The following is an 18,639-nucleotide window of genomic DNA, read 5'->3' on the forward strand; positions in this document are numbered from 1 at the left end:
CAACCAACTCCCGTTTTGATTTTTATGGTGAGGATATTTCGGCAAGCGCCTCTGGCGACATCAGGGCCAGGAGGTCCAGGCCAAATGAGTTTCCAAGCACCCAGTCGATCGTGATGTAGGTTCCGATCATCGTGATCAGCATGGTGATGGGTAAAAGGGCGACAAGTCCGGCGAGGCGCAAAATCAGGGCTGTTACCGATTTGCCGTAAAGTCGGGCCAGCAGGATGCCGGCATATACGTAGAACACAGTCAGCGCGATCCCCATGCCGATCGCCATGCCGGCCCCGCCCATCGTATGCAGGGGGATCAGGGCGATCATCACAATGAAGCTGACATTGGTGACGGTAAGATAGATTTGCACATGCCCCCAGATCGGAAACGAGGGCCGGAAAAGCTTGAGCGCGATCAGGTAGGGCAGGGAGGACAGGACGGTGAGTGGCCACAAGGTGAGCGACTGGACGGCCCTCAACTCGGACTCGACCCTTTCCAGGGTGAGCGGCGTGTCAAAGTCCATGCGCGTCGTTGCCAGCCAGGCCGCGACATCAATGTCGGGGTCCGTGGCTGTCATCGACTCGATCGTCGCGGTCACCGGAGTGCCAAACAGGGCCGCCGCGACAAACTGGAAGGAGAAGAGCGCGATGAAGACGCGGATCGGTGACAGATAGCGCGTATAGTCGCGCTCGATCCCGGCGGTGGCGACGGTCACCGGCTTGAGGAAATAGTCGCGCATGGTGCGGAAAATGCGCGCATCAACATCGAAGACCGCAATGGAAAGGGAATCCAGCGGGGTATCGCCTTCGCGTTTGCCAGAGCCTTCCTGATTGCCGGGGCCTTCCTGATTGCCTTGAGTTTCCGTCACGCACATTCCCCCTGTCTCGGCGGCATCCTAAGCCGGGCCGGTTGCGGTGCAAGCCGCGATTGTGGGGCCAGGCTTGCGGCGATCGCAGCGCCTGCCCTGCAATCGCCCGAAACAAGTGGTGATGCATGGCATGCTTGATCGTGACAGCCGCAGCGCTATTCACGGCGCCATCAAACGAGGTTTTTGTTCATGACATCCAATTCTCGCATCCTGCGGACCGGCGTCGTCGGCGCCGGCGTGTTCGGCGGCTTCCATGCCTCGAAATATGCAGCCAATGACCGGGTTGAGCTTGTCGGTGTCTATGAACCGGATCTGGAGCGGGCCCGCGCGCTGGCCGAAAAGCATGGTGCCAAGGGGTTCGACAATTTCGCGGATTTCCTGTCCGGCGTGGATGCGATCACGGTTGCCAGTCCGGCGGTGCATCACTTCGAAGCGGCGGCCACGGCGCTCGCCCTGGGCAAGCATGTCCTGGTCGAAAAGCCGATCGCATCCTCGGTCGAAGAGGCCCGCGAGCTGATAGCGCTGGCCTCCAGGCATGGCTGTGTGCTCCAGGTCGGTCACCAGGAACGTTTCGTGTTCAACGCCATGGGCCTGTTCGCCGTCGGCGCCACGCCGAAGAAGATCACAGCCAGCCGCATGGGGCCGCCGTCCGAGCGCTGCCTTGATGTCTCGGTGACGCTCGACCTGATGATCCACGATCTGGACCTGGTGATTGCCCTGTCGGGAAGTGCGGTCAAATCGGTCACGGGCGAGGTCGACAAGGGCCGTTTCGGTCACCCGGATGTCGCCCGGGCGAAGTTGGTGTTCGACAATGGCTGCGAGGCCGACCTGACCGCCAGCCGGGTCCATCACGAGCGCGATCGCAAGATGCGCGTCGAATATGAAACCGGTGTGCTGGACATCGATTTCGTCGCCAAGACGTTTGAAAACTCCACCCCCTACGATCTCAATCCCGACTTCGCCGATGACCCGGCCGCCCGGGATTCCCTCGGGGCCAATGTCTCTGCCTTCATTGCCTCGGTCCTCGATGGCGCCCCGGTCGCCGTGCCGGGAATTGCCGGCCTGCGGGCGCTGGACGCGGCCCGGGCGATCGACGGGGCACGGACCTATGGCTCCTGACCCACTTGCAGGGACCAGCGGCGCGGTCTAAATCGCGGCCATGACAGATCGCATCATCCTCGTCACCGCCCAGCTCAACCCGGTCGTCGGGGATGTGGCGGGCAATCTGGCCAAGGCCCGCGCCGCGCACGCTGAAGCGAAGACGCGCGGCGGCGACATGGTCGTCTTTCCGGAAATGTTCCTGCTGGGCTATCCGCCGGAAGACCTGGTGCTGAAACCGTCCGCGGTCGAAGCCTGCCGGTCGGCGCTGGACGCGCTGGCGGCGATCACCCGCGACGGGCCGGCGATCCTGATCGGTCTGCCCTGGAAGCAGAACTCCTGCCTCTACAATGCGGTCGCCCTGCTCGACGAGGGCCGTCTGGTCGCCCTGCGCTTCAAGCGCGAGCTGCCCAATTATGCGGTCTTCGACGAGAAGCGCGTATTCGAGGCCGGTCCGTTGCCGGATATCGTCAAATGGCGCGGCATCAAGTTGGGTCTGCCGATCTGCGAGGATTTGTGGCTGGGCGATGTTCCGCGGGCGCTGATCGACAAGGGCGCCGAGATGATCATCACGCTCAACGGCTCGCCCTGGCGCCGCACGATCGAGCGTGAGCGCAAACAGGCTTTCTCCGGCTGGTTTGACAGTTGGGCCTCACCCAAGGCGATGATTTTCGTCAATCAGGTTGGCGGTCAGGACGAGCTGGTTTTCGATGGCGCCTCCTTCTCCCGCGACAGCGAAGGTCGCGAGGTCCAGCGCCTGCCGGCCTTCGAAGAAGCCATCGATGCCGTCGAATGGGTCCGCACCGACAAGGGCTGGTTCGGCGCCGGCGGTCAGATCGTGTCGGTCAAATCCGGTCTGGAAGCCGACTGGAAGGCGATGACCCGCGCGCTGGGCGATTATATCGGCAAGAATGGCTTTCCCGGCGTCGTGCTGGGCATGTCCGGCGGGATCGACAGTGCCATCTCGGCCGCCATCGCCGTTGACGCGCTGGGGGCCGACAAGGTCTGGGCGGTGATGATGCCGTCGAAATATACCAGCCAGGAGAGTTTCGAGGACGCCAAGGCCTGCGCCGAGGCGCTGGGCATTCGCTATGACATCATCGATGTCGAGCCGACCATCGCCTCCTTCAACGCCATCCTGTCGACGCCCTTCAAGGGCACCAAGCCGGACACGACCGAGGAAAATCTCCAGTCGCGCGCCCGCGGCGTGGTGCTGATGGCGCTGTCCAACAAGTTCGGCCCGATGGTGCTGTCCACGGGCAACAAGTCGGAGATGGCGGTCGGCTATGCCACCCTCTATGGCGACATGAATGGCGGCTATAACGCCCTCAAGGACATCTACAAGACGGAAGTCTTCGAGCTGGCCTGGTGGCGCAATTCGGCCAATCACCAGGTCGGTCTCGGCCCGGTCGGCCAGGTCATCCCCGAACGCATCATCACCAAGCCGCCTTCGGCCGAGCTGGCCGAGGACCAGAAGGATGAGGACAGCCTGCCGCCCTATGACGTGCTCGACGCCATCCTCTACGGACTGATCGAGGAAGAACGCTCGGTCCGCGAACTGGTCGCTGACGGCCATGACGAGGCCGAGGTCAAACGGATCGAAAACCTGCTTTACCGCGCCGAATACAAACGCCGCCAGGCCCCGCCCGGCGTCAAGATCGGCCCCAAGAATTTCGGCCGCGATCGGCGTTATCCGATCACCAACCGCTTCCGTAACTAGGCTTCGGCCCAGTCGCCCGGGTTTGCTTGTCATCCCCGCCGGATGTCCCGCGAAGGCGGGATGCAGGGCGGGGATCTATATGTCTGCCATCAGCTAGGTCCCTGACTTTCGCCCGGCCTTCGCCGGGCGTCCATCAGGGATGACGAGGCTTGTAGGTTGTTGGTTTTGACAGCGCCTGTGCCCAGCCCCAACCCCTGCGTCACCCCGCCACATTCGTTCAGTCAGTTATTTCTGTCAAAACAGAAATCAACGAATGGAGATGGACATGAAGGCATATGACAGGCTCCCGCGAACGTTGGCCCGTAACGCGGCCCGGATGGCGCGGCGGGATGGTGCACTTGATCGCATATCGGGCCGCGACACGCGAGACGCGGGTGTCTTCAATGCCATGACGGGGCCGGTGACGCGTCCCCGGACATGCAGCCCGGTGGTGGCCTGGCTCACCGGTTGCGCGGCCACGGCGCTGACGGGGTATTGGGCGATCGGTGTCGCCGATCTCGCCGGCGGACAGAGCGAACCTCTGGGCTTTCTTGCCGTGCTGGCCGGCGCTCTGCCTGGGGCCTTGGCCTATGCCGCCTTGGTGGCCTTCCTGACCGCCATTCCCATGCCGCTCCTTGTCCTTGCCGAACGCGCCGCACATTGGCGGCGTGGCGCATCGGATTTCCTCACCGCGGCCTTGATGGGGGCGGTACTGGCCCAGCTCTTCGGCTGGCCGGTTCTGGACGGTCCGCGCGGCATCGCAATGACATTGTTCGCGGCCTTCAGCGGCGGCGTTGGCGGTCTGGCCTACTGGCTGGCCGCCGGGAGGCCCGGTCCGTGCAGAGGGGATGGAGAGATTGAGCTCGGGAGGGCACAGGCATGACAACGATCCGGAAGACAGCGTTTGGTGCTGACCCCTTGCAGGCAATCGGGGCCTGGATGGTTGCCTGTTATGTCGCGGGCGTGGCGGTTTCGCTCGAGTTTGGCCTGTACCAGGGTATTGTCGTCGAAAACGCGGTGGCGGCAGGATTGAGTGCAATACTGATCGCGCCGTTCCTGGGCTTTCTTGTCGGATTGGTCGTGGCCTTTTTCACAGCCATACCTGCCTTGATCCTGACCGGTGTGATCCGCGCCATCCGCTGGCCCCGCCCCTTCGCCGACATGATCGGTGGCGGCGGTCTCGGTGCTGCGTTGATTGTGGGGATAAGCGGGATGGCGCTAGCCAGGGATGGCAGCTGGAGCGGCTGGCTGACTGTGGCAGGTTTCGCTCTCTCTGGAGCCATCAGCGGCTGGGTCTACTGGCAGATCGCCGGGCGCCCGCGCCCGCACAACCCGCTGCCGCAAAAAATCGTTCAGGATCATGTCTTTGATTGATAAGAGTGAGACCGGGAAGGGGATCATCATGACCACACCGACACGCCCGCCACTGAGCCTTGCCGGCTCGATGCGCAATATCCTGGCCTGGCTCGCCGCCGCTGTCGCGTCGGGCCTGACAGTCGTCATCGGCTTCGCCTTGCTGGCCGTCATCGAGGCGGAAGGCGGCGTCGAGGCCGAGGCCGAATTCCTGCAAGCCCTGATTCCGGGCAGCCTCTTCATCGGCGGTTATATCGCGGTCCTGACCGCGCTCCCGACGGTGATCCTGACCTGGGTCCGACGCTGGCGCGGCTGGTACGGCCTGCCCGTTCACCTGCTGATGGGCGCCCTGACCGGCGGCGCCGCCATCCAGATCTTCGGCATGCCGCTGTCCTACGGCATGGAAGGCGTGCCGATGACGGCGTTCTTCGCGGCGACCGGACTGGTCGGTGGTGGCGTGTATTGGTGGTTGTCGGTTCGGCCTTGAGACCTCGCTTGACGAATTAGTGGAAACTTTTGGCCACTGGTTTGCCGAAGACAGGACGGCGACCAGCAATGATCAATCCATTCCTACCGGACACACGCATATCGTCCCGCGCAACGCTTGCTTGGTTTTTAGCCTGTGAGGTCGCCGGGGCGATCTGGTATTTACTACTGGTTCTGCCTTCGTTCGTGCGGAACGGATTGCCGCCACACCTCACTGGACTAGGCGGATTGGCGATCGCAGTCCTTCCGCTATTTACTTTTGGCTTGCTGATCGCGGGCTTCACGTTTTGGGCTGTGCCTCCGCTGGTTTTTGCCATCCGGGTCCTTCGGGTGCCTCGTCCCGCAGCCGACATACTGTTGGGAGGCGCGCCGGGGTATATAGCCTTTGCCGCGGTACTCGTGAGTTCTGGCGAAGTTGATCCCGGATTTCTGTGGTTTGCGGTCGTATTGTGCATCTCTGGATGGACAGCGGGCGGCGTATATTGGTCTGCAGCAGACAAGCCGCGGCCACCCTATTGAGGTCATCATCCAAGCCCCATCCGCACCCCCCGCTTGCCCCTTTGCCCTGACAGCGCTAAGCCCTGCGCCTCTATCTCAGTGAGGCTCCACGTCGATGACCAAAGTCCGTTTTGCGCCCAGCCCGACCGGCAAGCTTCATGTCGGCAATGTCCGCACCGCGATCTTCAACTATCTGTTCGCGCGCAAGGCCGGCGGCACTTTTGTGCTGCGCATTGACGATACCGATGTCGAGCGCTCGACGAAGGCCTATGAGGACGGCATCCGCGCCGACCTGACCTGGCTGGGCATTTCTTGGGACGAGACCTTCAAACAGTCGGACCGGTTTGACCGCTATGAGGCCGCCGCCGAGACCTTGAAGGCCAAGGGACTGCTCTATCCCTGTTATGAGACCGGCGAGGATCTCGACCGCAAACGCCGCCTGCAAATGGCCAATGGCCGGCCGCCGGTCTATGACCGCGCCGCCCTGGACCTGACCGACGCCGAGAAGGCAGGCTTCGAGGCTGAGGGCCGCAAGCCGCACTGGCGTTTCAAACTGTCGGGCAATCCGGTTCAGTGGGATGACATGGTGCGCGGGCATGTCTCGATCGAGACGTCGTCGCTGTCCGACCCGATCCTGATCCGCGAGGACGGCTCCTTCCTCTACACCCTGCCCAGCGTGCTGGATGATATCGAATCGGAGATCACCCACATCATTCGCGGCGAGGACCACACCACCAATTCCGGCGCCCAGATCGAGATTTTCGAGGCGCTTGGCGGCAAGGCCCCGATCTTTGGTCACCAGGCGCTGCTGGTCGGCGCTGATGGCGGCAAGCTGTCCAAGCGGACGGGCTCGCTGGGCATTGCCGATCTGCGTGATGTCGATGGTCTGGAGCCGATGGCGATCATGTCGCTGCTGGCCCGCATCGGCACTTCGGACCCTGTCGAGGCGTTTGCCGATGTCGAGGGTATTCTGGAAGGCTTTGACCTGGGCAAGCTGTCACGCTCGCCGGCCCGCTTTGACGATGAAGAACTGAAGCGGGTGAACGCCAAACTGCTGCACGCCATGCCGTATGACGTGGCCCAGCCGAAGCTGGCAGTGCTGGGAGCCGACAAGGGTGAGGCCGTTTGGGAGGCGGTGCGTCCGAATCTGGAAACCCTCGCAGACGCCAAGGCATGGGCTGTGCTGATTGATGGTCCGGTGACGCCGGTGATCGAGGAGCCGGACTATGCTGCTGCCGCCGCGCAGCACCTGCCCGCCGGTGAGCTGGATGGTGACAGCTGGTCGGTCTGGACCAATGCCCTCAAGGAGGCGACCGGCCGCAAGGGCAAGCAGCTCTTCATGCCGCTGCGCCTGATGCTGACCGGTGAGGCCCGCGGTCCCGAGATGGCGGTCCTGCTGCCGCTGATCGGACGCGACAAGGTGCTCAAGCGCCTGGCGGGCGAGGCGGCCTAGCCCATCCGGCTCGGTCAGCGCTCTCACGCGTCTTGTCATCCCTGTCGGATGTCCGGCGAAAGCCGGACGCAGGACAGGGACCTATGTGCCTGCAATCAGTTAGGTCCCTGACTTTCGCCCGGCCTTCGCCAGGCGTTCATCAGGGATGACAACCGGAATGATAGTGTGTCGACGCATGCGCTCCTGACAAAAGGACATGTTTGGATATCAATTTGTCAGGTAGTCTTGACACCCTTGCTCCCGAATGTCAGGTTTGCATGACACTAAGTCATGTAGAGCTGATGGAGCAAACAATGAAGCCTTGTGGTAGCGGGAAGATGAGTATCGGCGGATGGATTGCCATCGCTGTCGCGATTGTGGTCGGTGCAACCGCCGGGCAGGCCGACGGGCAGGGACCGGACCGGGTCATGTCCGGATCGGTGCAGATTGAGCGGTTTGGGTCACCGGCCGGTCGGGATGTCATTCTGGTCCCGGGCCTGGCAACGCCGGGTGAGGTCTGGGACGACACGGTGGCGGCCCTGGGTGACAACGTCGATGCCCATGTCGTGACGCTGGCCGGGTTTGGCGACGTCCCGACCGCCTCGCGCGGCGAGGCCGGTGTGGTTGGCAGCGCAGTGGCCGACCTGGCCGCCTGGCTGGCGGCTGAAGGCCTTGAGGATGCCGTGCTGGTCGGGCACTCCATGGGCGCACAGATCGCCTTGCAGCTGGCCGAGCAGGCGCCTGATCATGTTGGCGCGGTTGTCGTGGTCGACAGCGCCCCCTTCTTCGCCCGCCTGTTCAATCCGGCGATCACGGCGGACCAGGCGTCCGCCTATGCGACGGGCATGGCGGCCCAGATGGCGGCGGCTCCGCGTGAGCAATTCCTGGCCATGTCGCGTCAGGGTCTGCCGGTGCAGTCGATCACGACCGAGGGTCAGGCCCGGGTCATGGGCTGGATGGAAATGGCCGACCAGGCGGTGGTCAGTGCCGCCATGGGCGAGGTGATGGGGTCGGACTACAGCCCGGTCCTGCCGCAGGTGACGGTACCGGTGACGGTGATGTTCGCCTGGAGTGAAGGCTCGCCGATGAGCGCAGACCAGCTCGACTCGGTCTATGCCAGCCAATATGCCGGTCTGGCAGATGTCGAACTGGTGCGGGTTGATGCCTCGCGTCATTTCATCATGCTCGACCAGCCGGACCTGTTCCGCTCGGCTCTGGGCACTGTCATCGCGCGCCCTGAAGGGGAGAATTGATCATGGCGAAGAACGCACGCCTCTACATGTTTCGCTTCGGCGGCTCGATGCTGGCCTACATGCTGGTCCTGATCGGCTCGGTGACCTGGCTGAACGGCAGTGAGGCCGGACCCGTTGTGCGCGGCACGGTCGCCCTGCTGCCGGTCATCCCCGGCCTGTTTGCCCTGTGGGCGGTGATCGTCTTTTACCGCTCGTTGGATGAATTCAAGCAGCGCCTACTGGCCGAGGCGATGATCATCTCGGCGCTCCTGCTCGGCTTTGGAAGCTTTGCCTACGGCTTCCTCGAGGGGGCATTGGGACTGCCGCCCATCCCGACGATCTGGATATTCCCGTCCTTGATCGGTCTGTGGGGCTTTGTCGGCTGCTTCCAGAAATATGTGGTGTACCGATGAAGAACCGCCTCCGCGTCCTGCGCGCCGAGCGGCGCTGGAGCCAGGCTGAGCTGGGCGAGCGGGTTGGTGTGTCGCGCCAGGCGATCAATGCGGTGGAGACGGGCAAGCATGACCCGTCTCTCACCCTGGCCTTTGCCCTCGCCGGAGCTTTCGAGCTCGCGATCGAGGCCGTGTTTGATCCAAACGGGGAGGCGGACTGATCAGTCCGTCATGCCCGTCCCGGATGCCAATTTCTCGTCGAGCTGGGCGATGATTCGGGCGATGGCGACCTCGGGACTGTCGATGAGATCGACATGATCGGCCAGTGACTGAGGCGTGAACCCTTCGCGCACCGTGTGGGCAATCAGGTCGATGAAGGGGGCCCAGAAACCGTCCGTGTTGAGGAAAACGATCGGCTTGTCCTGCAGGCCCAGCTGCTGGCGCGAGATGACGTCGAACACTTCCTCCAGCGTCCCGGTACCGCCGGGCAGGATGATATAGGCGTCACTCTCGGCGATGAGCAGGCTCTTTCGCTCGCTCATCGTCTCGACAATCTTGATCTCGACGCCGTCAAGATGGCCCTCACGGGCGATCAGGAAGCCGGGAATGATGCCATGCACCGCGCCACCCTCGGCGGCCGCGGTCGAGGCAGAGATGCCCATCAGTCCGACATCACCGCCGCCATAGACCAGGCGGCATCCCGATTGCGCGATGGCGCGTCCGACCTGAGCTGCAGCGTCAGCGTAGGATTTGCGCTCACCCATACGTGATCCGCAGAAGACACCAATCGACCTTAGTTTCGCCATCGTGACATCACTCATATTTGCTTTATCGGACCGGGATGCTAATTGCCGAAGGTCGGCGGCGCGAGGATTGCATCCAGTTCTTGAGCGTCGGAGTGCATATTCCTACTCTGGCTGATGGATGACAGGAGACAGGCCATGACCGCGACGCGGTCTTTTATCATCGCTGCAGCCCTGGCCGCGCTGGCGATTGCCGCCGCGCTGGCTTTCATCATGTATCGTCCGGGCCCAGCCGACGACAGCACAGGCGTGCCGGCCGCCGGCAATCCCGTGTCCCCGGCTGGCACGGTCACCGAACCCGATCCCAGTGCTGCCATGTTGGCCGCGCCGGTATTTGACATCGTCCGTGTTGCGCCAGCTGGTACAGCGGTGGTCGCCGGACGCGGCGAACCGGGCGCTGCGATCCGTCTTCTGGCCAATGACGATGTGCTCGAATTTGATGGCATCAATGGCCGTACCGATCACATGCTGATCGACGAGCGCGGTGAGTGGGCGATCATCCTGCAGGACCCGCTGCCATCGGGCGCTGTCGAGCTGTCCCTGCTGATGACTGCGCAGGACGGCCGCGAGCTGCGGTCCGACCAGGTCGTCGTCGTATCCATTCCCGAACAGCGCGGACCGACGCCGCTGGTCGTGGTCGGGCGTCCGGGTGAGGCCAGCCGTGTCTGGCAATGCCCGTCCTGCTCCAATTCCGAGATGGGCCCGCTGGTGCTCGAGACTGTCGATTATGACGAGACCGGCGCCGTCATCTTCTCGGGCCGCGCCGATGCCGGCACCACGGTGCGCATCTTCGCCAATGGTGCCCTGGTCGGTGAGGCCACGGTCGGTCGCAATGGCCGCTGGAACCTGCAGGCCGGCGCATTGCTGGCGCCGGGGGTCTATGATCTCCAGATCGACCAGGTCGATGCGGACGGTCAGGTCAGCGCCGTGATCGTCCTGCCGTTCGAGCGCGTCGCTGCGGAAGACCTCAACATGGGTCCCAATTCAGTCGTCGTGCAGCCGGGCAATTCGCTTTGGCGCCTGGCCCGTCGCCTCTATGGCGAGGGCGTCCAGTACACCGTCATCTACGAAGCCAATCGCGACCAGATCCGCGACCCCAACCTGATCTATCCTGGCCAGGTCTTGGAAGCACCGGGTGAAGACGGGCAGGGCGGGTAAGATGTTCCGCGACCTGTGCAGAATTGTCGGCGTGTCGCTGGCTCTGTTCACATTCCCGGTCGAACCGGCCTTCGCCAAGCAGGATGATAGCTCGACGCCTTACCGCAACTCGTTTCTGGGAAGCTCGGGACTCTCTGACCGTCAATTGGACGACGCGACCTGGCGTCTGCGATTCCGGGGCGTAGCAACCAAGGCCGAGCTGGACGATTACTTCCTCTTGAAGGCCGCTGAAATCGGACAGGAAGAAGGCTATGGGTATTTCCTGATTTCCGATCCTGTCTTTGAAAATCAACGTTCTATCAGATATTTGAACTGCTCGGAGACGGTCAACAATATTTTGGTTTGTGACAGGCCGCGGGGTGAGGGGCAGCCGCCCCTGGAACTGCGCGCCGAGACGCTGATCGAGTTTGTCAGTGAGCCCGTAGCGGCGTCACACCGAGTCTCCGAAACCTATAACCGTCTGGCGCCTCTCTATATCGACGCCGACGATTGATCTTCTGGCGGCCAGAAAGTCGGATAAGGCCGACTATCGGGAGACGAGTTTGATGCGATTTTTGTTGCTGCTTCTGACGTCTGTGATCCTGACGGTCGGCGCCTCACCGAGCTTGGCCGAACCGGCCGCCAATGCCGGCCATGCCAAGATCCAGGCCGTCACAGTGACCTCGACGGTCGACCCGTTGTGGCATGGTTGGCTCATTCGCACCTATGTCGACGAGGATGTCTCCTTGTCGGATGCAGACCTGCACATGCAGCTGGAGGCGGCTCGACTGATGCTGGACGAGGGCGAGACACACTTCGTTGTCGTGGAGCGCCGTGGAGCCTTGCACTGGTCCTATGAAAGCGCGACCGAACGGCCCCGCCGCCGCCGAACGGCTGGTTGCGGTCGGAGCACCTGCGGCAGATGGGGACGGAATCCGCAGCGCAATGCCCGTGACAGGCGGTCGGCGCGCGGACTGACAGAGCGCGGGCGTGGGGTCGGTGCCTATGTCATCGCGGTGACACCGGATGACCCGGATGCGCAGTCGGTTGCCGAGACCATCGAGCGGCTCGAAGCGGTACTGGAGTCCTGATGCGGTGCTTTTCATGACACCGCAATAACACCATCTCGCTGTCATCCCCCGGCTTGTCTGGGGGCGGCCGCCCTGCATGGCGGCTGGCGATGGCGCCTGCCCGCAGTCACAGCCTCTCCTCTGGCGCTTGCCCCTCCAACGCCCTATCTCTGCCCGCAATGAGACCGACCAAGCCCGATAGCGAAGAAGATGCCAAGCAGGCGCCGCAAGGCTCGCTCGGCAAGACGATGTGGCGCTTGTTCGCGTTGCTGGCCTCGCCGGAGATGGCGAAATGGCGCTTCCGCATGGGGCTGGCGCTGGTTCTCACCATCATTGCCAAGCTGTTCTCGGTGGCGGCGCCGATCCTGTTCGGTGACGGCATCAACCTGATTGTTGACGCGACGGGCAATGCCCCGGCCTCGCAGGCGGGTCAGACCAGCACCTTGTGGCCGGGCCTGCTGACCACATTCACCCTGGCCTTCATCGCCTACGCCGTCGCCCGCTTCCTCTCGGTCGGAGCGCCGCAATTGCGCGACGCCATGTTCGCGCCGGTCAGCCAGGACGCCCAGCGGCTGACCGCCGTGCGCGCCTTCGCCCATGTGCAGGGCCTGTCGATCGGCTACCACCAGACCAAGCGAACCGGCGCGCTTCAGCGGATCATCGAACGCGGCGCCCGGGCCGTTGATTTCCTGATGCGCTTCCTGATCTTCAACATCGCGCCGACCCTGTTCGAGCTGACCCTCGCGGCGATCGTACTGAGCGCCAATTATGGTTGGGAATTCGCGGTCATCGCGGTGGTCACCATCATCGTCTACATGGCGCTGACCTGGTCGATGACCGAATGGCGCGTCGGCATTCGCCGGCAGATGAATGATGCCGACAACGAGGCCTCCGCCCGCGCCGTGGACGGGCTGATCAATTTCGAGACCGTGAAGGCCTTTGCCGCCGAGGAACGCGAGAGCGATGCCTATAACGGCGCGATGAAGCGCTATGCCGGGGCGGCGGCGAAGTCGCAGTCCTCGCTGGCCCTGCTCAACGGCCTGCAGGCGCTGATCATGAATGCCGGACTGCTGGCGATGGCCCTGACGGCCGGCTGGAAGGCATTCAATGGCGTGCTGGGCGCTGGCGATGTGGCGGCGGTCACGCTGGTGCTGATGAATATCTATCAGCCGCTCAACATCCTCGGCTGGGCCTATCGCGAGATCAAGCAGGGCGCCGTCGACATGGAGCGGGTCTATGAGACGCTGGCGCTGAAACCCGATGTCGCCGACGCGCCTGATGCCCGACCGCTGCTGCTTCAAGGCGGAGCTGTTCGCTTCGAGAATGTCGGCTTTACCCATGATGGCCGGTCGCGCTCGCTGGGCGGTGTGTCGATGGAGATCCCGGCCGGCAGTTTCGTTGGCATTTGCGGACCGTCCGGAGCGGGCAAGTCGACCGTTTTGCGCCTGCTGTTCCGCTTTTATGATCCCGAGCAGGGATCGGTCTCGATTGACGGCCAGGACCTGCGTTCGATTGCCCAGACCAGCCTGCGCGATGCGCTGGGTCTGGTGCCCCAGGATGTGGTCCTCTTCAACGATACGCTGCGCGCCAATGTGATCTATGGCAAGCCGGAAGCCAGCGAGGCCGAGATCGCCGACGTGCTCAAACGGGCCCATCTCAGCGATTTTGTCGCCGGGCTGCCGGAGGGGCTGGAAACCCGGGTCGGTGAGCGCGGCCTGAAACTGTCCGGTGGCGAGAAACAGCGCGTCGGCCTGGCCCGTGCGATCCTGAAAGACCCCGCCGTCCTGATTCTCGACGAGGCCACCTCGGCGCTCGACAGCCAGACCGAGAGCGAGGTCCAGGCGGCGCTGAGCGAAGCGGCCGAGGGGCGCACCACCATCGCCGTCGCCCACCGCTTGTCGACCATTGCTGGCGCTGACCGGATCTTCGTGCTCGATGCCGGGCGGGTCGCCGAAACCGGCAGCCATGACGAACTGCTCGCCCGCGGCGGTCTCTATGCCGACATGTGGCGTCGCCAGAGCGAAGCGGTGTCGGCGGCGACGACCCTGGTCGCGGAAATCGCTGAATAGGACCGACTTCGCCCGAACAGGCATTGTCTTTGCGCTCCGCCGGCTTAGTCTGGCGGCAGCAGCGCGGGGGCGTCTCATGGACATGATCGTGGACGGTTGGCAGGCTTTCCGGGCCAGCGGCTTCGGGACTGTCGTGACCTCAATCGGGGCGCAACGCATTTATGCGTGGATTGCGCTGGCTCTGGTCTTCGGGGCCAGCCTGTGGTTTGCGCGGCGACAACTCAACCTGCTGCGCAGCGTCAGCGCCGCCGAGTTGGACAGCGACCTGCGCCTGCCCGGTCCGGTGCCGAAAAAGCCGGCCAGTATCCAGCGCCGCATCGACTGGTTCGAGGCGCGGCGCGATGAGGTCGTTCACGGCGTCTGGCGGGCGCTCGGTCTTTTGCTGATGCTGGGGATGATCCTGCCCGGCGCCGTCGTTTTCATGACCGTCTGGCAACATGACTGGCTATTGCCGGATTACGCAGCGCCGATCGTGATCGGCGAGGGCGAGCCGGTGGCAGCGGTCGGCGATGTCGTCATCTTCCTCGCCGACCAGGTCTTCCGGGGCGCATTCGCGGACATCCCCGAGGTGTTCCGTCTGGGGCTGACCCCGGTCAGCAATAATCCGGACAATGCCGTGATTTCCTGGCTGGTGGTGATCTACCGCTTTGCCGCCGGGATTGTCAGCGGCTCGGCGATCTACATGCTGTATCGGGTCTGGCGCGGTGTGCCCCGCATCGACAGGCGGATCGCCGACTATCGCGAGCGCCTGAAACAGGCTCAACTGCCCGGGGCATAGTCAGGGAGTCCGGCATGAAGACGGTTTTGGTGGCATTGGCGTCAGGTGTGGTGTTGGCCGCTTCAGCGATGGCCCAGTCCGGCATGCCGGGTGAGGCGATGGCTGATCCGGGCGTTGATGCGGAGGGTTACCCGATCCTGCCGGACATGCGCGCCGTCCTGCGTCAGGGGAGCTCTGCCGCAGCGCTCGCCAGCGCGATCGCCATGGTCGATGATTGCGCCGCGCCGCTGGTGTTCGACGAGGCCTGGCAGGGGGATGTCTATTTGATCACCGTGCATTGCTCGGATCATCGCGGCGAGGCTGCGGCGACGGTCGAGTTTCGCGTCTCGCCCCGCAGCGGTGATTTCGCCTATCTCGAACCGCTTGCCATCCGCACTGATCCCGAGTCGCGCCACTGATGCCGCCGGTTGGCCTCATCGGTCTGGGCGCGTTTGGACGGCTTGCAGCGACCCATCTTTCACCGCATCTCGACCTGGTGGCGCATGACCCGGCGGTCGCTGAGCTGGACAGTGTGGCCTGTGTGTCGCTCGCCGAGGCGGCATCGCGGCCCGTTGTCATTCTCGCAGTGCCCGTCCAACTGATCGCGGAGGCCTGCCAGCAGATTGCGCCGCATCTGCCAGAAGGCGCGCTGGTACTTGACGTTGCCTCGGTCAAGCTCAAGCCAATGGCCGCCATGCGGGCGCATCTGCCGGCCGGGACGCGCATCCTGGGCACCCACCCGCTGTTCGGCCCGCAGAGTGCGGCAGACGGGCTGGGCGGCCAGTCCATCGTCTTGTGTCCGGAACCGGGTGTTGATCCGGCCTGCATCGCCGACTTCCTGCGTGACGATCTGCGTCTGGACGTCCACATCTCCGACGCCGATACGCATGACCGCACCATGGCCAGCGTGCAGGCGCTGACCCATCTGGTCTCCAAGGTCATTACCGATCTCGACCTGCCTGCCGCGCCCTATACGACGCGCAGTTATGATCTTCTCAAACAGGCGGCCGACCTGGTCGCCGGTGACAGCGACGAGCTGTTCCGGGCGATCGAGCGTCACAATCCCCATGCCGGCGAATTGCGGGAACGGTTTTTCCGGGCGGCACGCGCCTTGGACGAACGGTTGGAGTAGGGCGTTTCAGCCACGAAAAAGCCCGCCTTGCGGCGGGCTTGTCGACCCCTTTTCAGGGGTGTCTCTCGAGAGTGGCTCCCCGGGACGGGCTCGAACCGCCGACCCGGTGATTAACAGTCACCTGCTCTACCAACTGAGCTACCGAGGAATACCGTCTCTCAAGCGAGGCCCGGCTTTTATCAGAGCTTTTGCTCCGGGCGCAAGCACCCTGCTGCGCAAATGGCGTAAACTGTGTGCAAAAAAAATCGGGAGCCGCGAGGGCTCCCGAAAAGGCATTGGGTGGATGGTGGGGTGTCTTCACGGGAAGACGGGCTTAAAATCGGGCCTGAACCCTTAAGGGCGGGTTAATGTCGGCGGCCAAATTAGGCATTTGGTTTATCGTCATTGCTGAATTCCTAATGGATTCATGGAAATGCGTGGATAAGTCGAGATGATTCATTCACCATGATCCGGCCCGGTCGGGGCTTTGCGAACTGCCAGTCCGGGCATCGGGCGGGCGAATCACCGGAGATGACCATGCGCGAGCACGCCACATTCCAGTCCTTCTGGCCCTTTTATCTGCGCGAACATGCCAAGCCCTGGACCCGCACCTGGCATTTTGTCGGTTCGACGCTCGCCATTGCGGTGTTGATCTACGCGCTGGTGACACAGACCTGGTGGCTTTTGGCAGCCGTCCCGGTGTCGGGCTATTTTTTCGCCTGGGTCAGTCACGCCTTCGTCGAGCACAACAAGCCGGCGACCTTCACCTACCCGTTGTGGTCGCTGGTCGCCGATTATCGCATGTATGGCTGTTTCCTGACCGGCCGGCTGGACGCCGAGCTCGACAAGGCCGGGGTGCCAACCGGACGCCAGGCCGACGAGGCCTGACTTTCCCGCGCCGCGCCGGGTCCTATCTCTGGCCTGATGAGCCGCCAGTCCAAGCGAACACCAAAGCCTGCCAAAGCCTGCGCCGCTTGCGGACGCCCTTTCGAGTGGCGCCGCAAATGGGCTTTGGTCTGGGATGAGGTGAAATATTGCTCGCAGCGGTGTCGCCGGGCGCGCTGAGCGTGTGCGCGAGTGAGGGAGTGGGCTAGAGTGTGTCGAGCACGTCGCGGGCCCGGTCGCGATAGGCCTGGCGTTTGTCGTCGCTCATCCGGTCCCAGTTGCGATAGACCGGTCCGAGCCGCGGATTGCCGCGCAAGGTATCGGCATTGCGGTCGAGGAAGTCCCAATAGAGTGAATTGAACGGGCAGCTGTCTGGCCCGGTCTTGTCCTTCACATTGAAACGACAGCCGGAACAGTAGTCCGACATGCGGTCGATATAGGCGCCGCTGGCGGCGTAGGGCTTGGAGGCCAGCAAGCCGCCATCGGCGAATTGCGACATGCCGATCACATTGGGCGCCTCGACCCATTCAAACGCATCGATATAGACGGCGAGATACCATTCGTGCACGGCGTGCGGATCAATCCCGGCGATCATGGCAAAGGTGCCGGTCACCATCAGGCGCTGGATATGGTGGGCATAAGCCTCGCGCCGGGTCTGGTCGATCGTGGCGGCGAGGCAGGCCATGTCGGTCTCGCCGGTCCAGTAGAATTCGGGCAGGGGGCGTGTCGCCTTCAGGGCGTTGCGGCGGACATAGTCCGGTCCTTCGCGCCAATAGATGCCGCGCACATATTCGCGCCAGCCGATGATCTGGCGGATGAAGCCTTCGGCCGCGTTCAGCGGCGCCCTGCCGGCGCGCCACGCCGCTTCGACACGATGACAGACGGCAAGCGGGTCGAGCAGGCCGATATTGATGTAGGCCGACAGCAGCGAGTGATAGAGGAAGGCTTCGCCGGCCAGCATGGCGTCCTGATAGTGGCCGAAATCGGCGAGGGCGGTGTCGATGAAATGATCCAGCGCCGCCTCGGCCCCGACCCGCGTCACGGCGAAGCGAAACGGCTCGATATCGCCGAACCCGTCAGGAAAGCGTGATGCTACAAGGGCGATCACCGACTGTGTCACCGCGTCCGGCTCGACGGCGTGCGGGCGCGGCATGAACAAGTCGGCATCGGCTGGCTTGCGGTTGTCGGCGTCATAATTCCAGCGCCCGCCGGCCGGCTTGTCGCCGTCCATGAGCAGGTCGGTCTCGCGGCGCATCTCGCGGTAGAAATACTCCATCCGCAATTGCTTGCGCCCCTCGGCCCAGCGGTGGAAGCGGTCATGGCTGCAGATGAAGCGGTCGTCCTCAACGATCACGACAGGCACATCGAAACGGTCCCGCCAGCCCTCGAACTCCTTGCGCAGCCGCCATTCGCCCGATTCGGTCAGGATGATGCGCTTGTACGCCCCCTCCGCCAGCGCCCGCTCGACCGCGTCGGTGAAACTGGTGCAGGGCCTGGCCTGGTCGAGCCGGTGATAGACCACCCGCCGTCCCGTCGCTTCCAGTTCGGCCGCGAAATGGCGCATGGCGGAGAGGACCAGGGCGATCTTCTTGCGGTGATGCCAGACATAGCCTGTTTCGCTGATCGCCTCGACCATCAGGATATCGGCCTCGCCCGGCGCGGTCTGGCGCAGGCTCGCGAGGTCGGGGCTCAGCTGGTCGCCCAGCACCAATACCAGGTCGGTCATCACACATTCCTTCATCCAGTCCCGGTCGGACT

General features: G+C 63.5%; 21 protein-coding genes and 1 tRNA gene. 18 read left to right on the plus strand and 4 right to left on the minus strand.

The features are described 5' to 3' along the window. Positions 1-22: 22 nt before the first annotated feature. Positions 23-859, minus strand: coding sequence for a DUF3667 domain-containing protein (locus tag MMAR10_RS05085; protein WP_011642920.1), 837 nt, complete (start codon positions 857-859; stop codon positions 23-25). A gap of 189 nt (positions 860-1,048) precedes the next feature. Here MMAR10_RS05085 and MMAR10_RS05090 point away from each other — a divergent pair, with 189 nt between their 5' ends. The 9 genes from MMAR10_RS05090 (at position 1,049) to MMAR10_RS05130 (ending at position 9,270) form a co-directional block, all read left to right on the plus strand. Continuing rightward, a complete protein-coding gene (locus tag MMAR10_RS05090) occupies positions 1,049-1,978 on the plus strand; it encodes a Gfo/Idh/MocA family protein (protein WP_011642921.1) in 930 nt (309 codons plus the stop codon). Positions 1,979-2,018: 40 nt separating this feature from the next. Beyond that, positions 2,019-3,677 carry an NAD+ synthase gene (locus tag MMAR10_RS05095; RefSeq protein ID WP_011642922.1) on the plus strand — a complete coding sequence of 553 codons (1,659 nt, stop codon included), beginning with the start codon at positions 2,019-2,021 and terminating at the stop codon, positions 3,675-3,677. A gap of 265 nt (positions 3,678-3,942) precedes the next feature. Further along, a complete protein-coding gene (locus MMAR10_RS05100; RefSeq protein ID WP_150099714.1) occupies positions 3,943-4,539 on the plus strand; it encodes a hypothetical protein in 597 nt (198 codons plus the stop codon). Further along, positions 4,536-5,030 carry a hypothetical protein gene (locus MMAR10_RS05105; RefSeq protein ID WP_011642924.1) on the plus strand — a complete coding sequence of 165 codons (495 nt, stop codon included), beginning with the start codon at positions 4,536-4,538 and terminating at the stop codon, positions 5,028-5,030. The genes MMAR10_RS05100 and MMAR10_RS05105 overlap by 4 nt, the downstream gene beginning before the upstream one ends. A gap of 28 nt (positions 5,031-5,058) precedes the next feature. Further along, entirely contained in the window at positions 5,059-5,496 is a 438-nt protein-coding gene (locus MMAR10_RS05110; RefSeq protein WP_011642925.1) for a hypothetical protein, read from the plus strand. A gap of 612 nt (positions 5,497-6,108) precedes the next feature. Next, a complete protein-coding gene (gene gltX, locus MMAR10_RS05115; protein WP_011642926.1) occupies positions 6,109-7,446 on the plus strand; it encodes a glutamate--tRNA ligase in 1,338 nt (445 codons plus the stop codon). Positions 7,447-7,763: 317 nt separating this feature from the next. After that, on the plus strand, positions 7,764-8,678 hold the full coding sequence (locus tag MMAR10_RS05120) for an alpha/beta fold hydrolase (RefSeq protein ID WP_041636812.1): 915 nt from the start codon (positions 7,764-7,766) through the stop codon (positions 8,676-8,678). 2 nt (positions 8,679-8,680) lie between these two features. Continuing rightward, positions 8,681-9,070 (plus strand): hypothetical protein, encoded by a 390-nt coding sequence (locus MMAR10_RS05125; protein WP_011642928.1) that lies wholly within the window; start codon positions 8,681-8,683, stop codon positions 9,068-9,070. Next, a complete protein-coding gene (locus MMAR10_RS05130) occupies positions 9,067-9,270 on the plus strand; it encodes a helix-turn-helix transcriptional regulator (RefSeq protein ID WP_011642929.1) in 204 nt (67 codons plus the stop codon). The genes MMAR10_RS05125 and MMAR10_RS05130 overlap by 4 nt, the downstream gene beginning before the upstream one ends. Here the strand turns inward: MMAR10_RS05130 and MMAR10_RS05135 are convergent, their stop codons facing one another. Then, the gene (locus tag MMAR10_RS05135) at positions 9,271-9,870 is read right to left on the minus strand and encodes a TIGR00730 family Rossman fold protein (protein ID WP_041636813.1); all 600 of its coding nucleotides are present in this window, start codon (positions 9,868-9,870) and stop codon (positions 9,271-9,273) included. A gap of 120 nt (positions 9,871-9,990) precedes the next feature. Between MMAR10_RS05135 and MMAR10_RS05140 the strand changes: the two genes are divergently transcribed. From MMAR10_RS05140 to MMAR10_RS05170, 7 genes are all read left to right on the plus strand, one after another. Beyond that, on the plus strand, positions 9,991-11,010 hold the full coding sequence (locus MMAR10_RS05140; protein ID WP_011642931.1) for a LysM peptidoglycan-binding domain-containing protein: 1,020 nt from the start codon (positions 9,991-9,993) through the stop codon (positions 11,008-11,010). Position 11,011: 1 nt separating this feature from the next. Continuing rightward, positions 11,012-11,503, plus strand: a complete 492-nt coding sequence (locus tag MMAR10_RS05145) for a CC0125/CC1285 family lipoprotein (protein ID WP_011642932.1) — start codon at positions 11,012-11,014, stop codon at positions 11,501-11,503. A 52-nt stretch (positions 11,504-11,555) separates the two neighbouring features. Next, positions 11,556-12,080, plus strand: coding sequence for a hypothetical protein (locus MMAR10_RS05150; RefSeq protein ID WP_011642933.1), 525 nt, complete (start codon positions 11,556-11,558; stop codon positions 12,078-12,080). A gap of 158 nt (positions 12,081-12,238) precedes the next feature. Beyond that, the gene (locus MMAR10_RS05155; RefSeq protein WP_049755662.1) at positions 12,239-14,128 is read left to right on the plus strand and encodes an ABCB family ABC transporter ATP-binding protein/permease; all 1,890 of its coding nucleotides are present in this window, start codon (positions 12,239-12,241) and stop codon (positions 14,126-14,128) included. A gap of 76 nt (positions 14,129-14,204) precedes the next feature. After that, a complete protein-coding gene (locus tag MMAR10_RS05160; RefSeq protein ID WP_011642935.1) occupies positions 14,205-14,906 on the plus strand; it encodes a hypothetical protein in 702 nt (233 codons plus the stop codon). Positions 14,907-14,920: 14 nt separating this feature from the next. Then, entirely contained in the window at positions 14,921-15,304 is a 384-nt protein-coding gene (locus tag MMAR10_RS05165) for a hypothetical protein (RefSeq protein ID WP_011642936.1), read from the plus strand. Further along, complete coding sequence (locus tag MMAR10_RS05170; RefSeq protein WP_011642937.1) at positions 15,304-16,017, plus strand: prephenate dehydrogenase; 714 nt, start codon at positions 15,304-15,306, stop codon at positions 16,015-16,017. Before MMAR10_RS05165 ends, MMAR10_RS05170 begins: the two co-directional genes overlap by 1 nt. 72 nt (positions 16,018-16,089) lie before the next feature. On the opposite strand, the gene MMAR10_RS05175 is transcribed toward MMAR10_RS05170, so the two are convergent. Next, positions 16,090-16,165 (minus strand) — tRNA-Asn (locus MMAR10_RS05175). Between the two features lie 368 nt (positions 16,166-16,533). Here MMAR10_RS05175 and MMAR10_RS05180 point away from each other — a divergent pair. Both MMAR10_RS05180 and MMAR10_RS16655 read left to right on the plus strand, forming a co-directional pair. After that, the gene (locus MMAR10_RS05180; protein WP_011642938.1) at positions 16,534-16,884 is read left to right on the plus strand and encodes a DUF962 domain-containing protein; all 351 of its coding nucleotides are present in this window, start codon (positions 16,534-16,536) and stop codon (positions 16,882-16,884) included. A 36-nt stretch (positions 16,885-16,920) separates the two neighbouring features. Beyond that, positions 16,921-17,061, plus strand: a complete 141-nt coding sequence (locus tag MMAR10_RS16655; protein ID WP_011642939.1) for a DUF2256 domain-containing protein — start codon at positions 16,921-16,923, stop codon at positions 17,059-17,061. Positions 17,062-17,086: 25 nt separating this feature from the next. Here MMAR10_RS16655 and MMAR10_RS05185 read toward each other — a convergent pair whose 3' ends face one another. After that, positions 17,087-18,607 (minus strand): cryptochrome/photolyase family protein, encoded by a 1,521-nt coding sequence (locus tag MMAR10_RS05185; RefSeq protein ID WP_233353871.1) that lies wholly within the window; start codon positions 18,605-18,607, stop codon positions 17,087-17,089. Positions 18,608-18,639 lie beyond the last annotated feature (32 nt).

Origin of the sequence: Maricaulis maris MCS10 (assembly GCF_000014745.1) — a bacterium.
Lineage (GTDB): Bacteria > Pseudomonadota > Alphaproteobacteria > Caulobacterales > Maricaulaceae > Maricaulis > Maricaulis maris_A.